Raw genomic sequence first — 15,452 nt, forward strand, 5'->3', positions numbered from 1 at the left:
GGGACGCCCGGAACCGGGGGCGCGGGGGCCGGTCCTCCCGGCGGCCCGGGACGGTCCTCCGGCGGGGGCCGGCCGGGCGGGCTCCGGTTCGTCCGGGCGGGGGGTTATGGCGTGAAACGATCGGGCAGGCTCCGAACGGGGCGGTCCGCGGGGGGTTCCACCGGGTCGCGGGGCGGACGAGGTCACGGGAGCCGGCCCCGAGGTTGGATAGGCTCGGAGGCGGGCCGGAGCGATCTCGCCGGAGCGCCCGTGACACGGTTCGTCCACCGTCCCGTGGGCCCCCGAGAAGGGGGAACGCGTGCGGTGCGCGTCACGTTGCGACGTACGGACGCGAAGAACAACTCCGTCTCCGTGTAACCGACACGTGTGACAGATATCGCTGAATATGTGGTTCGAGAGGAGCCTGGCGTTCCGTGAGTGGGGACAACAGCACGTTTGAGTGGTCCGAGCTGGACCGGCGGGCGGTGGACACGGTCCGCGCCCTCGCGATGGACGCGGTCGAGGAAGCCGGTTCCGGGCACCCCGGGACGGCCATGAGCCTGGCGCCCGCCGCCTACCTTCTTTTCCAGCGTTTCCTGAAGCACGACCCGACCGACCCGGAGTGGGCGGGCCGTGACCGGTTCGTCCTGTCCTGCGGGCACTCCAGCCTGACCCTGTACATCCAGCTTTACCTGTCGGGCTACCCGCTGACGCTGGACGACCTGAAGCGCCTGCGCAAGTGGGGCAGCCTCACCCCGGGCCACCCGGAGCACGGGCACACCGCGGGCGTGGAGACCACGACCGGGCCGCTCGGCCAGGGCATCGGCAACGCGGTCGGCATGGCGATGGCGGCCCGCCGCGAGCGCGGCCTGTTCGACCCCGAGACCGCCGCGGGCGAGTCCCCCTTCGACCACCGCGTGTGGGTGATCGCCTCCGATGGCGACATCGAGGAGGGCATCAGCCACGAGGCCAGCGCGATCGCCGGGCACCAGCGCCTGGGCAACCTGGTCATGATCTACGACGACAACCACATCTCGATCGAGGACGACACCCAGATCGCGAAGTCGGAGGACGTCAAGGCCCGCTACGCGGCCTACGGCTGGGACGTCCAGACCGTCGACTGGACCGTCAACGGCGAGTACGAGGAGAACGCGGGCCGGCTCGCGGAGGCCCTCGAGGCCGCCGAGCGCGAGACCGCCCGCCCGTCGCTGATCTCGCTGCGCACGATCATCGGCTGGCCCGCGCCGAACAAGAAGAACACCGGCAAAATCCACGGTTCCGCGCTCGGCGCGGACGAGGTCGCCGCCACCAAGAAGATCATGGGCATGGACCCGGAGCGCTCGTTCGAGGTCGCCCCCGAGGTCCTGGAGCACGCGCGCGGCGTCGTCGAGCGCGGCCGCGCCGCCCACGCCGAGTGGGACGAGCGCTACCAGGCGTGGCGCAAGGCCAACCCGGACAAGGCCGCCCTTTTTGACCGGATTTCGCGGCGTGAGCTGCCCGAGGGCTGGCGGCAGTCCGTCCCGGCGTTCCCGGCGGGCAAGGACCTGGCCACCCGCGCCGCGTCCGGCGAGGTGCTGAACGCCCTGGCCCCGGTCCTGCCGGAGCTGTGGGGCGGCTCGGCCGACCTGGCCGAGTCCAACAACACCACGATGAAGGGCGAGCCGTCCTTCGTCCCTGAGGAGTTCCAGACCAAGGAGTTCCCGGGCGGGCCGTACGGCCGGACGCTGCACTTCGGCATCCGCGAGCACGGCATGGGCTCGATCCTCAACGGCATCGCGCTGCACGGCGGCACCCGCGCCTACGGCGGCACGTTCCTGGTGTTCAGCGACTACATGCGCCCGGCCGTCCGGCTCGCGGCGCTGATGAAGCTGCCGGTCACCTACGTCTGGACGCACGACTCGATCGGCCTCGGCGAGGACGGCCCGACCCACCAGCCGGTCGAGCACCTGTGGGCGCTGCGCGCCATCCCGGGCCTGGACGTCGTCCGCCCGGCCGACGCCAACGAGACCGCGGTCGCGTGGCGGACGATCCTGGAGCACACCGACCGTCCGGCCGGCCTGATCCTGTCCCGGCAGAAGCTGCCGACCTTCGACCGGTCCGGCGAGCTGGCGTCCGCCGACGGCGTCGCCCGCGGCGGCTACGTCCTGGCGGAGGCCGACGGCGGCCGTCCCGAGGTGATCATCATCGGGACCGGCTCCGAGGTGCAGCTGGCCGTGGCGGCCCGCGAGGAGCTGCAGGCCGAGGGCATCCCGACCCGCGTGGTCTCGATGCCGTCCGTCGAGTGGTTCGAGCAGCAGGACGCCGCGTACCAGCAGGAGGTGCTGCCGCCGGGCGTCCGCGCCCGCGTCGCGGTCGAGGCCGGCATCGGGCTCGGCTGGCGCTACTACGTCGGCGACGCCGGCGAGGTCGTCAGCCTCGAGCACTTCGGCGCCTCCGCCGACCACAAGACGCTGTTCGAGCAGTTCGGCTTCACCGCCGAGCGCGTCGCGGCGGCGGCGCGGGCCAGCCGCATCAAGGCCGCCGCCCCCGGCGCCGGCCGCGGCAGCACCACCGGTAACTGAGGCGAGAGGAAGCGAGCGCGATGAGCGAGGTACTGAAGAAGCTCTCGGGCCTGGGCGTGTCGATCTGGCTGGACGACATCAGCCGGGAGCGGCTGCGCACGGGCAACCTCGAGCAGCTCGTCAAGGAGAAGAGCGTGGTGGGGGTCACCTCCAACCCCACGATCTTCGCCAAGGCGCTGAGCAAGGGCGACGCCTACGACGACCAGGTCCGAGACCTGGCGGTGCGCGGCGTGGACGTCGAGGAGGCGTCCCGCGCGATCACGACCTACGACATCCGGTGGGCCGCCGACGTGCTGCGCCCGGTGTACGACCGGAGCGAGGGCGTGGACGGCCGGGTGTCGATCGAGGTGGACCCGCGGCTCGCCCGCGAGACCGCCAAGACGATCGCCGAGGCGCGCGCGCTGTGGTGGATGGTCGACCGTCCGAACCTGTTCATCAAGATCCCGGCGACCGAGGAGGGCCTGCCCGCGATCACCGCGGCGCTGGCCGACGGCATCAGCGTGAACGTGACGCTGATCTTCTCCCTGGAGCGGTACGGCGCGGTCATCGACGCCTACTTCGCCGGTCTGGAGCAGGCCCGCGCGAACGGGCACGACATCTCCAAGCTGGAGTCGGTCGCGTCGTTCTTCGTGTCCCGCGTGGACACCGAGATCGACAAGCGGCTCGACAAGATCGGCACGGACGAGGCGAAGGCGCTGCGCTCCCAGGCGGGCCTGGCCAACGCGCGCCTGGCGTACGCGCTGTTCGAGGAGAGGTTCGGCACCGACCGCTGGGCGAGGCTGCGCGACGCGGGGGCCCGTCCCCAGCGTCCGCTGTGGGCGTCCACCGGCGTGAAGGACCCGAACCTCCCGCCGACCCTCTACGTGGACGGGCTGGTGGCCGAGGGCGTCGTCAACACGATGCCGGAGGCGACGCTCGACGCCGAGGCCGCCAAGGGCGACCCGACGGGCGACACCATCACCACCCGGTACGACGAGGCGCGCGCCGTCATGCAGGCCCTGAAGGACGCCGGAGTCGACTACGACGACGTCGTGAAGGTCCTGGAGGACGAGGGCGTGGAGAAGTTCGAGGTCTCCTGGAAGGAGATGCTCGAGATCATCGCCGGCGAGCTGAAGGACAAGGCGGCCAAGGCGTGACCTCGGTGGTGACCGCAGCGGGGGTGTCGGTCACCATCCGGGGTCCGCTGGTGGACGAGACCGAGTCCGTCCTGGACCGGCTCGTCTCCGACGGCGTCCCCGGCGCGCTGCTCCACGGCGGCGGACGGCTGTGGGGCCCGGACGCCGCGCCCCTGGCGGCGCGGCGCCTGGGCTGGCTCCGGCTGCCCGGGACCTCCCGTGACCTGCTCGGCCCGCTGGCCGGGCGGGTCCGGGAGGCCCGGGCCGCCGGGCTCACCCGGGTCGTCCTGGCCGGTACCGGCGGGGCGGCCGCCGCGGCCGGGACGATCGTCCGGTCGGCGGCTCCGGAGGGGACGGAACTGGTCGTCCTGTCCACCTCCGACCCGAGCGCGGTCAGGGCCGCTCTGAGCGAACTCGCCGCGACGCTGCTCGTGGTGGTCGACAAGGGCGGCACCACCGTGGAGACGGACGCGCACCTGCGCGTCTTCGAAGAGGCGTTCCGTGAGGCCGGGTTCGACCCGGCCTCACGCGTTCTCGTCGTCACCGACCCGGGCTCGCCGCTGGACGAGCGGCTGGACGAGCGGTACGCCGTCGTCCACGCCGATCCGGAGACCGGCGGACGGTTCGGCGCGCTGGACGCGGGCGGGCTGGTGCCGTCCGCGCTCGCGGGCGCCGACCCCGAGGAGCTGCTGGACGAGGCGTCCGCGCTGGCCGCGACGCTCGACCAGCCCTACGAGAACCCGGCGCTGGCGCTGGGCGCGGCGCTCGGCGCGTCCGCGCTCGCGGGCCGCGACAAGCTCGTCATCGCCGACCACGGTTCGGGCCATCCCGGCCTCGCCGCGTGGATCGAGCAGCTGGTCGCGGCGTCCACGGGCAAGGACGGCCGCGGGCTGCTCCCGGTCGTCGTGGAGGACGTCGCCGCGCCCGGTTTCACCCTCACCCCGGACGTCCGGCGCGTCGTCCTGGGCGCCCGGCCGGACGAGCCGGGCCCCGCGCGCGAGGCGGGCCTGACGGTCTCCGGACCGCTCGGCGCGCAGTTCCTGCTGTGGGAGTACGCGGTCGCGGTCGCGGGACGGGTCATCGGCGTCGATCCGTTCGACCAGCCCGCCGTCGCCGAGTCGGCGGACAACACCGCCGCGCTGCTGCGCGCGGCGGAGGGCGCGGCCCCGACCGTCATCCCGAGCGTCCCGGCGTTCACCGACGGCTCCGTCGAGGTGCACGGCCGCGAGGAGTTCCTCAAGGGCCTCTCCTCGCTCCCGGACGTCCTCGACGCGCTGCTCTCGGCCGTCCCGGACCGCGGCTACCTCGCCGTCCTGGCCTACCTGGATCCGGAGGGCGACGCGTCCGCGGCGGCGTCGCGGCCGCTTCTGGCCGAGCGGGGCGAGCGGCTGCGCCGTTCTCCCGTCCCGGTCACCTTCGGCTGGGGGCCGCGCTACCTGCACTCCACGGGGCAGTACCACAAGGGCGGCCCGGAGAACGGCGCGTTCCTGCTGGTCACCGGCGTCGCGGACCACGACGTCCCGATCCCCGGGCGTCCGTACACCATGGCCGAGCTCCAGCTGGCGCAGGCCTTCGGGGACCTCCGCGCGCTGCGCGCACGGTCGCGTCCGGTCGTCCGCGTCCACCTGAGGAACCGCGCCGACGGCCTGGCCAGGCTCGCGAAGGCGCTCGCCTAGCGTCCGGCTCGCGCCGAAGGCGTCCGGTTCGCGCTGAAGGCGTCCGGTTCGCACTGAAGGCGGATGAGAAGCGACTTCCGCTCGGTTTTCTCGCACTTGTTCACAAATCGACATCTGGAAGATCGGGGAGTTGGTCGCGGATGCCCGCTGTCTCCTGAAACGATGGGGCGGGGAGGAACGGTGTCCGGATTCGACGTACTGACACGCGGCGACGTGCTCGAGCAGGCGATGCAGGCGCGCGACTACCTGGTCGCCTGCGGAGTGCCCGCGGCACTGGCGGCCAAGGACCCGCGGCTGTGGGGCCGGCGGGCCGTCGACCACAGCCGGCTGGCGTGGCTGGACCTGCCGTTCGCCTCCCGCTACCTGCTGGACAAGATCGACGACGTGGTCGCCGAGGCGCGGTACGCGGGCCTCGACCACGTGGTGCTGGTCGGCGTCGGCGCGGACGCGCTGGCCGCGCAGGCCATCATGGAGGAGCACGCCGAGACGGCGGGCGCCCTCACCGTCCTGGACGGCTCGGACACCGCGGCGCTCGCGTTCACGCTGGAGCGCCTCGACCGCACCATGGTCGTGCTGGCGAGCAAGTCCGGGGTGTCCCTCGAAGGCGACGCGTACCTGCGCATCCTCGCGAACGCGTTCCGGAGCGCCGGGATGAGCGACCGGGAGGTCGCCGCGCGGTTCGTGGTGATCACCGACCAGGGCAGCCCGCTGCACGGCTTCGCGCGCGGCAAGGGGTACCGGGTCGGCCTGACCGATCCCGGCCTGCCCGCGCACATGGCGGCGCTGTCGGCGTACGGCCTGGTCCCCGCGGTGCTGGCCGGCGCGGACGTCGGCCAGGTGCTGGACGAGGCGGCCGCGCTCGCGCCCGCGCTCCAGAACGACAAGGACAACCCGGGCCTGCTGCTCGGCGCCATCATCGGCGGCTGCGCGCAGCGCGGGCCCGAGGGACTCGCGCGGGCCAAGGTCGCGCTGCACGAGCCGGGCGGGTCGGGCGCGCTGAGCGGCTGGATCGCGCAGGTGCTCGCGGCCGGGACCGGCAAGCGCGGCCGGGGCGTGCTGGCGCTGGAGCCGCCCGGCAGCCCGGGGGGGCTCCCCGACGCGCACGCCGTCGCGCTGAACCCGAAGCCCGGCGCGCAGGGCGCGGTGGGCGACGCCGAGACCTCGGTGTGGGCGCCGCTCGGCGCGCAGTTCCTGCTGTGGCAGTACGCGACGGCGGTCGCCGGGTGGCTGCTCGGTGTGAACCCGTTCGAGCCCGGCGGCACGGTCGCGCAGGAGGCCGAGGACGACGCGGCGGCGCTGCTCGCCGCCGCGGCGGGCGGCCCGCTGCCGACCGGGCGCCCGGTGTTCGCCGACGGCGACGTCGAGATCCACACCGACCTTCCCGTCCCGCACCACCCGGACGGCCTGTCCGCGACGCTCGTGGCGCTGCTGGCACAGGTTCCGCCGGAGGGCTACCTGTCGGTGGTGACGTACCTGTCCGGCGAGTTCTCCGGGCGTTACCTCGCGCCGACGCTGGCGCGGCACACGGGCCGTCCGGTCGTGTACGGCGCGGGCCCCGGGTACCTGGACGCGACCGGGCCGGTGCACAAGCGCGGCCCCGGCGGCGGCGCGTTCCTGCTGGTCACGGGCGACCCGCCGGAGGGCGATCCGGTCGCCGACACGCCGGTGCCGGGCCGTCCCTACGGGCTGGCCTCGCTCCAGCTGGCGCGGGCGCTCGCCGAGGAGCGGTCGCTGCGCGCGCTCGGGCTGCCGGTCGTCCGCGTCCACCTGCGGGACGCCGTGGAGGGCGCGGGACGCCTCGCCGAGGCCGTCCGCGCCCTGGGCACGGCCGGGCAGCAGGCGTCCGGAATGAGAACGCGGGCCACGGGGTGACCGACCGGGCTCTGACGATCGCCTGGGGTTGCCGTTACCCCGGCGACGGGAATGATCTTCGCGGGATGGGCGTATACCTGGGGGTGACCGGCGTGTTCGCGCCGGTCCGGGACCGGTGCCCTGTGCCCGGCCCGGCGCGCCGCCCGCGACGCCCTCGCCCACGCGGACGGCTCGCGCCGTGCACCGCGCGGCGAGGGAGCTCAGAAAACAAGTGGGCAGGAACGGTCCACGGCATAGTGCGAGAAGAGGGGACCGCCACGTGACGGACACAGCACCCAATCCGCTCCGGGATCCGCGGGACAAGCGGCTGCCACGTGTGGCCGGGCCGTGCGTGCTGGTGTTGTTCGGGGTCACCGGGGACCTGTCGCGCAAGAAGCTGCTTCCGGCGATCTACGACCTGGCCAACCGCGGCCTGCTGCCGCCCGGGTTCTCGCTGGTGGGCTTCGCCCGCCGCGACTGGGACCACCAGGACTTCCGCCAGATCGCCTACGAGGCGGTCAAGGAACACGCGCGCACCCCGTTCCGCGAGGACGTCTGGGAGCACCTGTCGGAGGGCATGCACTTCGTCCCCGGCGAGTTCAACGACCCCGGCGCGTTCGACGCCCTGGCCATGGCGGTCAAGGAGCTGGACGCCAGCCGCGGCACCGGCGGCAACTACGCCTTCTACATGTCGATCCCGCCGAAGTTCTTCTCGACGGTCACCGAGCAGCTGCAGCGCAGCGGTCTGGCGGACCGGTCGGAGAACTCCTGGCGGCGGGTCGTCATCGAGAAGCCGTTCGGGCACGACCTGAAGTCGGCCCAGGAGCTCAACGACATCGTCCACCGGGTCTTCCCCGAGGAGTCGATCTTCCGGATCGACCACTACCTCGGCAAGGAGACGGTCCAGAACATCCTGGCGCTGCGGTTCGCCAACACGATGTTCGAGCCGATCTGGAACCGGTACCACGTGGACCACGTGCAGATCACGATGGCCGAGGACATCGGCATCGGCGGACGCGCCGGGTACTACGACGGCATCGGCGCGGCCCGCGACGTCATCCAGAACCACCTGCTCCAGCTGCTCGCGCTGACCGCGATGGAGGAGCCGACCTCGTTCAGCTCCGAGGCCGTCCGCGCGGAGAAGGCGAAGATCCTGTCGCAGGTGCGGCTGCCTGACGACCTGTCCCTGGCGACCGCGCGCGGCCAGTACGCAGCGGGCTGGCAGGGCGGCGTGAAGGTCGCCGGGTACCTGGAGGAGGACGGCATCCCGCAGTCGTCCACCACGGAGACCTACGCGGCGGTCAAGCTGGAGATCGACAGCCGGCGCTGGGCCGGCGTGCCGTTCTACCTGCGCACCGGCAAGCGGCTGTCGCGCCGCGTCACCGAGGTCGCGATGGTGTTCCAGAAGGCCCCGCACCAGCCGTTCTCCCAGACCGACACCGAGGAGCTGGGGCAGAACGCCCTGGTCATGCGGGTGCAGCCGGACGAGGGCATCACCGTCCGGTTCGGGTCGAAGGTGCCCGGCACCTCGATGGAGATCCGCGACGTGAACATGGACTTCGCCTACGGCGAGTCGTTCACCGAGTCGTCCCCCGAGGCGTACGAGCGGCTCATCCTGGACGTGCTGATCGGCGACCCGCCGCTGTTCCCCCGGCAGGAGGAGGTCGAGCTGTCCTGGCGGATCCTCGACCCGGTCGAGGAGCACTGGGCGTCCCAGACGAAGGTCGACCAGTACAAGTCCGGCGGCTACGGGCCCGAGAGCTCGGACGCGATGATGGCGCGCGACGGCCGCGTCTGGAGGCGGCTCTAACCCATGAACATCGATCTCACCAACACCACCACCCGCCGGATCCAGGAGGCGCTGACCCAGGCCCGGCACGTGATGGGCGGCCCGGCCGTCGGCATGGTGCTCACCCTGATCATCGTCACGGACGAGTCGGCGCAGTACGACGCCGTCCGCGCCGCGACCGAGGCGGCCCGCGAGCACCCCTGCCGGGTGCTGACGGTCATCTCCCGGGACGCGCGCGGCAGCTCGTCCCGGCTGGACGCCGAGATCCGGATGGGCGAGACCGGGCCGGGCGAGACCGTGCTGCTGCGCATGTACGGCCCGCTCGCCGAGCACGCCGACTCGGTCGTCGTGCCGCTGCTGATGCCGGACACGCCGGTCGTCACCTGGTGGCCGGGCGGCCGGGTCCCCAAGGCCCCGGCGTCCGACCCGCTCGGCGCGCTCGCGCAGCGCCGGGTGACCGACTCGTACGCGGCCCGCGACCGGCTCGGCACGCTCGCCCGGCTCGCCGAGGTGTACCGGCCGGGCGACACCGACTTCGCCTGGACCCGGATCACCAACTGGCGGTCGCTGCTGGCCGCGGCGCTCGACCAGGACCACGACGAGATCACCGGCGGCGAGGTGTCGGCGGAGCCGGACAGCCCGTCGGCCGAGCTGCTCGCGGCCTGGCTCGAGGTGCGGCTCGGCGTCCGGGTCGTCCGGGCCTCGTCGGACGGTCCGGGCATCACGGGCGTCCGGCTCGTCACGAAGTCGGGCGACATCACGGTGTCGCGGCCCGACGGGCGCGTCGCGACGCTGGCGCGTCCCGGGCAGCCGGACCGGCAGGTCTCGCTGCAGCGCCGTCCGATGGCCGACCTGCTGGCCGAGGAGCTGCGCCGCCTCGACCCGGACGACGTGTACCAGGACGCGGTGACGCGGTTCGCCAAGGACCTGTCCGCCGCGACCGCGCCGCAGGACGCCAAGGCGGAGGCCGAGGCCGCCGACAGGGCCGCGGACAAGGGCGCGGACAAGGGCGGGGCCGCCAAGAAGGCCGCGCCCGCCGCGCCCGCCAAGCGGTCGGGGTCGTCCAAGTGAGCACCCCCGCCGTTCTGATCCACCTCGACCAGGAGCTGCTGGCCAAGGCCGCGGCTGCGCGGCTGGTCACCCGGGTCGTGGACGCCCAGGCCGCGCGCGGCACCGCCTCGGTGGTGCTGACGGGCGGCGGCGTCGGCACGGCCGTCCTGGCCGCGCTGAACGCGACGCCCGCGCGGGACGCGATCGACTGGCGCAAGCTGGACATCTGGTGGGGCGACGAGCGGTTCCTGCCGACCGGCGACCCGGAGCGCAACGAGACCGGGGCGCGCGCGGCGCTGCTCGACCACGTGGACCTCGACCCGGCGCGGGTGCATCCGATGCCCGCGACGGACGGTCCGGACGGCGCCGACCCGGAGGCCGCCGCCGCCCGCTACGCCGAGGAGCTGCGCCGCGCGGCGCGTCCGGAGGACCACGGGCCCGTCCCGTCCTTCGACGTCCTGATGCTGGGCGTCGGGCCGGACGCGCACGTCGCGTCGCTGTTCCCGGAGATGCCCGCGCTGTACGACGACCGTCCGGTGGTCGGGGTGCGCGGCGCTCCGAAGCCGCCGCCGACGCGGATCTCGCTGACGATGCCGTCGCTGCGCGCGGCCCGCGACGTGTGGGTGCTCGCGGCGGGCTCGTCGAAGGCCAAGGCCGTCCGGCTGGGCCTCTCGCCCGAGGCGGGACCTGTGCAGGTCCCGGTCGCGGGGGCGCGCGGGCGCCGTTCCACCCTGTTCCTCTTGGACCGGGCCGCTGCGAGCGAACTGCCGCGGGGAATCGAGCGCATCGCGTCTCCGTGACGCAGCACTCCGCTCAGCCGAAGGGAGTCGTGCCGTGGGCACGGCTCCCTTCGGTTTATCCACAGAATCCCGCTCGGCCTTTCGGGGCGGGGGTCCGTGCTTACCCTGGAGAGGACAACGGGGAGGTACGGGCGTGGGCAAAATTGTGAAAGGTGTGGCTCTGGTCGCGGCATCGTCGCTGGTGGCGAGCTGTTCGTCCGGGGGCGGAGGGGGTGGCGGCGGCGGGGGCGCGGCCGCCGCTCCCCCGCCGACGATCGCTCCCGCGAACGGGACGCAACAGGTCGCACCGGACCAGCCGGTCGTGGTGAAGGCCGCGAAGGGCAAGCTGACGGACGTGACCGTCGCCGACGCCAAGGGCCGCAAGGCCGAAGGGAAACTGTCACCGGACGGTAAGAGCTGGCAGACGTCGTGGGGGCTCGCCCCGGGCGCGACGTACACGGTGACCGCGCACGGCGGTGACGGCGGCAGGCAGACGACGGCGACGTCCACGTTCACCACGCTCGCCGCCGAACAGAAGCTCGAGAGCGGCCTGGCCCCGCTGGACGGCGAGGCCGTCGGCGTCGGCGTCCCCATCCAACTGCTGCTCGGCGACGACGTGACGACGAAGGCGGGCAAACAGGCCGTCGAACGGTCCCTGGAGCTGCGGACGTCCACGCCCATCACGGGCGCCTGGTACTGGATCAGCGACCGGGAGGTCGACTTCCGGCCGCAGGCGTACTGGCCGTCCGGCACGAAGGTGAAGCTGGTCGCGCACCTGTCCGGGGTGAAGGCGGGCGACGGCCTCTACGGCACGAAGGACCGCACGCTCTCGTTCACGGTCGGCGCGAAGCACTACACGCGGATCAACGCGCGCACCCACGAGGCGAAGGTCTACAGCGGCGACAAGCCGGTCCGCACGATGCCGGTCAGCCTGGGGCGTCCGGGCGACGACAGCTACACCGGCGTGATGATCGCGCAGGAGAAGGACGCCCACATCATCATGGACTCCGCGACCACCGGCGCCCCCGGCGCGTACCGCATCCCGACGGACTGGAACGTCCGCCTCACCTACAGCGGCACCTTCGTCCACGCGGCTCCATGGTCCACCGGCGCCCAGGGCAACTCCAACGTCAGCCACGGCTGCGTCAACGCGTCCCCCTCGGACGCCAGGTGGTTCTTCAACTTCACCGACCGCGGCGACATCATCGAGGTCACGGGAACCACCCGCAAACTCCGCTTCGGCAACGGCCCCACCCCCTGGGCCAAATCCTGGACCAGCTGGCTCCAGGGCAGCGCCCTCGGCCAACCCGTCACCACGGCCCCTCTCAGCTAACCGCCCGCTGTCATGATGCGCGCATGCCGGAGCCGGCTCTGCCCACAGCGGACAAGGTTCGGCCGCGACCGTGGGTCAGAGGGCGGCCACGGCGTCGATTTCCACGAGGTGGTCGGGGCCGAGGCCGGCGACGACGTGGACGGTGATGGCGGGCGGCGGGTTCTTGGGGTCCCAGAGCTCCTGGAAGGCGGCGTAGCCCTCGTTGAAGGAGTGGCCGTCGACGACGGCGATGCGCCAGTGGACGATGTTCGCCAGGGTCGCGCCCTCGCTCTCCAGGATGGTCGCGAGGTTGCGGAGCGCCTGGGCGCTCTGCTCGGCGACCGTGGGGCCGACGACCTTGCCGTCGGGGCCCACGCCGTTCTGGCCGCCGGCGTAGATGGTCTTCGCGGGCTGCTCGACCACGACGGCCTGGCTGAACGCCGGGCTGCGGTGCATGCCCTCGGGGTTGATGTGGCGAACGGTCATCGGAGGCCCTCCTCGACGGGAAACCGGTTTAACCGGTGTCATGTGAAACCAGTTATAGTGGTTACATGCGAGCGAGCACAACCGGACGGGTTCTGCACGACCCCAAGGGCGGGTCATTTCGGTTCGACGCCGGGGCCGTGTGCCTCGACTTCGTCCACACCGGCGGCGAAGGGCCGTACGCGGTGTTCGAGTCGCTTCATGCCCCCGATGACCTGGCCGCCTGGCTGGCCGAGCCGCCACTGGACGTCACGCTGACCGTCCCGATGACGGCGGCGGAGCTGGACACGGCCAAGGCCCTGCGGCAGGCCATGTGGGTCGTCGCGCACGCACGCGCGGACGGCCTGCCGCTCCCCGCCACGGACGTGGCGGTCATCAACCACGCCGCGTCCGCTCCTTCGCTGGCCGCCCAACTGGCGTCCGACGGCGTCACCGCCGGCTGGGCGGCCCCGGTGACGGCCAGCCAGGCGATGTCGACGCTGGCGCGAGAGATGATCGGCCTGCTGACCGGGCCGCTCGCCGGCCGCATCCGCGAGTGCGCGGGCGAGAGATGCCCCCTCGTGTTCGTCGACTCGTCCCGTCCGGGCGCACGGCGCTGGTGCTCCATGGAACGCTGCGGCAACCGGCACAAGCTCCGCACCCACCGTGCTCGTCCGTCGTCAGACGGCTGAGCCCGGCGGGCGCGGGCCTGTGTTCTAAAAGCGCACTGCTCATCCGCTTGTGGCCTGGCACAGAGAGCTGGGACGTGCGGATTTGTCCGACAATCCCCTTCCGTCACACCAGACAAAGCGAGCCAGGGGCCGTAACACCAGCGGCGGCGTTCATGGGACCGCGGCAGGCGTCACGGGCGGCCGGTGTGGAGGATCTCGTGTTGCCAGTCGGGGCGGGGCTGCTTGTGGAGGGTCCAGTAGTGGTGGGCGATGACGTCGGGGTCGAAGTCGGTGCCGGGGGCGACCGGGCCGTCGATCGTGACGCTCGCCGCGTGCACGCCGGACGCGCCGTACTGCCGGTCGATGAGGGCGACCAGCGTCCGGACGCCCGCCTTGCCGAGGGAGAGGCTGACGTACTCCGGTTTCGGCTCGGGCATGCCGCCGGTGATCAGGAACGTTCCGCCGCCGCGCGCGGCCATGGCCGGGACGAGGCGGGCGGCGGCGTTGGCCGCGCCGACCACGTTGACCGCCCACGCTTCCATGTGCTCGGCGACCGACAGCTCGCCCAGCGCGTCCGGGCGGATGAGGGCCGCGTTGTAGACGACGACGTCCGGGACGCCGTGTTCGCCGACGGCCTTGTCGAGCGCGGCGTCCAGGTCGGCGCGGTCGGCGGCGTCGGCCGTGAACGCCGCCACGGGAACGCCGGTGGGAGCAAGCGCGTCCGCCGCGTCCCTCAGGGTTCGCCCGCCGCGGGCGAGCAGGGCGACGGGCAGCCCCTCTTCGGCGAACCTGCGCGCCACGGCCCGTCCGACTCCCGGACCCGCTCCGATGATCACCGCACCCGGCATCGACGCCACCTCCTCGTTCATGATCATTGTCGGGACGACCGTAGACCCTGACATCGGTGTGAGGGTCAACCGCCGTCCGGCCGGGATAGACCAAAGTCGATGGTCCGGCGACCGTTGGAGGGCTCGGGCAGGTCACGCGGGTCGATAGCGTCGGGCCCGTGAGAGGTGGACGGTCGGCCCGGAAGTGGGCCGGGGACGTCGGCGTCACGGCGCTCGGGGCGCTGCTGGCGCTGGTCACCGTCGGGCTGTCCCAGATCGACCAGCCGAGCCGGAACAGCGGGCCCGCGCAGATCCGGGAGCTGGTGCTCGGCGCGGTGTGCTGCCTGGCCGTGCTGCTGTTCCGGCGGACGCGTCCGGTGCCGCTGGCGGTCGTCCTGATCCTGGCACAGTTCCTCGGGGCCGCCGCGTACGGGGTGGCGGCGGTCGCGGTGTTCAACGTCGCGGCGATGCGGCCGTGGCGGGTGGCGGTGCCGATCGGGGTGGCCGAGACGGCCGTCGTGTGCGGGTTGATGACGCTGGCGTCCACGTCCCGGCAGGGCGTCCTGGAGGGCGCGGTCGTCTTCACGCTGCTGCACGCCGTCCTGGTCACGGCGGGGATGCTCGTCCGGTCGCGGCGGCTGCTGGTCGAGTCGCTGCGGGAGCGGGCCCGGCAGGCGGAGGAGGGGCAGCGGCTGCGTGTCGAGGAGGCGCGGCTGCTGGAGCGCGAGCGGCTCGCGCGCGAGATGCACGACGTCCTGGCGCACCGGATCTCGCTGCTCGCCGTCCACGCCGGGGCCCTGGAGTTCGGCCCGGACGCGCCGCGGGCGCAGCGGGACGCCGCCGGGATCATCCGGCGCGGCGCGTACGAGGCGATGGAGGACCTGCGCGAGGTCATCGGCGTCCTGCGCACCGGCCCGGAGGTCGTGGAAGGCGCCCCGGAGCGTCCGCAGCCGACGCTCGCCGACATCCCGTCCCTGGTCACCGAGGCGCGCTCCACCGGGGACCGCGTCGACCTGGACGACCAGGTCGGCGAGGACGGAGGCGTGCCCGGACGGATCGGGCGGCACGCCTACCGGATCGTCCAGGAGGGGCTGACGAACGCGCGGAAGCACGCGCCCGGGGCACGGGTGCGGGTGGGGCTGCTCGCGGACGGCGGGCGGCTGATCGTCATGATCGAGAATCCGCTGCCTCCGGGGTCGGGGGCGGCGGACGCCGGGCGGGCGGTCGCGGGACTGCCCGGGGCCGGTGCCGGACTGCTGGGGCTGGGCGAGCGGGTCGCGCTCGTCGGCGGGACGCTGACGCACGGGCGCACCCCCGACGGCACGTTCCTGCTGGTGGCGCGGCTACCGCTGGGCGACTCATAGGGTGGAAGGTGTGGCT

12 protein-coding genes are annotated in these 15,452 nt (G+C 73.2%); 10 read left to right on the forward strand and 2 right to left on the reverse strand.

All coding sequences use genetic code 11. The annotated features are described in order from the left end of the window. Window positions 1–413 precede the first annotated feature (413 nt). From tkt to EBO15_RS17825, 8 genes are all read left to right on the forward strand, one after another. Window positions 414–2,540, forward strand: coding sequence for a transketolase (tkt, locus tag EBO15_RS17790; protein ID WP_122195524.1), 2,127 nt, complete (start codon window positions 414–416; stop codon window positions 2,538–2,540). A 20-nt stretch (window positions 2,541–2,560) separates the two neighbouring features. Continuing rightward, window positions 2,561–3,676, forward strand: a complete 1,116-nt coding sequence (gene tal, locus EBO15_RS17795; protein WP_122195525.1) for a transaldolase — start codon at window positions 2,561–2,563, stop codon at window positions 3,674–3,676. Then, complete coding sequence (locus tag EBO15_RS17800) at window positions 3,673–5,331, forward strand: glucose-6-phosphate isomerase (protein WP_122195526.1); 1,659 nt, start codon at window positions 3,673–3,675, stop codon at window positions 5,329–5,331. The genes tal and EBO15_RS17800 overlap by 4 nt, the downstream gene beginning before the upstream one ends. 180 nt (window positions 5,332–5,511) lie before the next feature. Beyond that, a complete protein-coding gene (locus EBO15_RS17805) occupies window positions 5,512–7,203 on the forward strand; it encodes a phosphoheptose isomerase (RefSeq protein ID WP_122195527.1) in 1,692 nt (563 codons plus the stop codon). Between the two features lie 259 nt (window positions 7,204–7,462). Further along, the gene (gene zwf, locus EBO15_RS17810; RefSeq protein ID WP_122195528.1) at window positions 7,463–8,992 is read left to right on the forward strand and encodes a glucose-6-phosphate dehydrogenase; all 1,530 of its coding nucleotides are present in this window, start codon (window positions 7,463–7,465) and stop codon (window positions 8,990–8,992) included. Window positions 8,993–8,995: 3 nt separating this feature from the next. Next, window positions 8,996–10,042: a glucose-6-phosphate dehydrogenase assembly protein OpcA gene (gene opcA, locus EBO15_RS17815; RefSeq protein WP_122195529.1), complete on the forward strand. Its 1,047-nt coding sequence runs from the start codon at window positions 8,996–8,998 to the stop codon at window positions 10,040–10,042. After that, window positions 10,039–10,821 carry a 6-phosphogluconolactonase gene (gene pgl, locus EBO15_RS17820; RefSeq protein ID WP_122195530.1) on the forward strand — a complete coding sequence of 261 codons (783 nt, stop codon included), beginning with the start codon at window positions 10,039–10,041 and terminating at the stop codon, window positions 10,819–10,821. The genes opcA and pgl overlap by 4 nt, the downstream gene beginning before the upstream one ends. A 154-nt stretch (window positions 10,822–10,975) precedes the next feature. Continuing rightward, the gene (locus tag EBO15_RS17825) at window positions 10,976–12,133 is read left to right on the forward strand and encodes a L,D-transpeptidase (RefSeq protein ID WP_233616271.1); all 1,158 of its coding nucleotides are present in this window, start codon (window positions 10,976–10,978) and stop codon (window positions 12,131–12,133) included. Window positions 12,134–12,208: 75 nt separating this feature from the next. Here EBO15_RS17825 and EBO15_RS17830 read toward each other — a convergent pair whose 3' ends face one another. Further along, entirely contained in the window at window positions 12,209–12,598 is a 390-nt protein-coding gene (locus EBO15_RS17830; protein WP_122195531.1) for a RidA family protein, read from the reverse strand. A 65-nt stretch (window positions 12,599–12,663) separates the two neighbouring features. On the opposite strand from EBO15_RS17830, the gene EBO15_RS17835 reads away from it, so the two are divergent. Beyond that, entirely contained in the window at window positions 12,664–13,266 is a 603-nt protein-coding gene (locus EBO15_RS17835; RefSeq protein ID WP_122195532.1) for a CGNR zinc finger domain-containing protein, read from the forward strand. 170 nt (window positions 13,267–13,436) lie between these two features. On the opposite strand, the gene EBO15_RS17840 is transcribed toward EBO15_RS17835, so the two are convergent. Beyond that, the gene (locus tag EBO15_RS17840) at window positions 13,437–14,147 is read right to left on the reverse strand and encodes an SDR family NAD(P)-dependent oxidoreductase (RefSeq protein ID WP_233616272.1); all 711 of its coding nucleotides are present in this window, start codon (window positions 14,145–14,147) and stop codon (window positions 13,437–13,439) included. Between the two features lie 104 nt (window positions 14,148–14,251). On the opposite strand from EBO15_RS17840, the gene EBO15_RS17845 reads away from it, so the two are divergent. Next, window positions 14,252–15,436: a sensor histidine kinase gene (locus tag EBO15_RS17845; RefSeq protein ID WP_122195533.1), complete on the forward strand. Its 1,185-nt coding sequence runs from the start codon at window positions 14,252–14,254 to the stop codon at window positions 15,434–15,436. The last annotated feature ends 16 nt before the right edge of the window (window positions 15,437–15,452 follow it).

Origin of the sequence: Actinomadura harenae (assembly GCF_003696215.1) — a bacterium.
Classification (GTDB): domain Bacteria; phylum Actinomycetota; class Actinomycetes; order Streptosporangiales; family Streptosporangiaceae; genus Spirillospora; species Spirillospora harenae.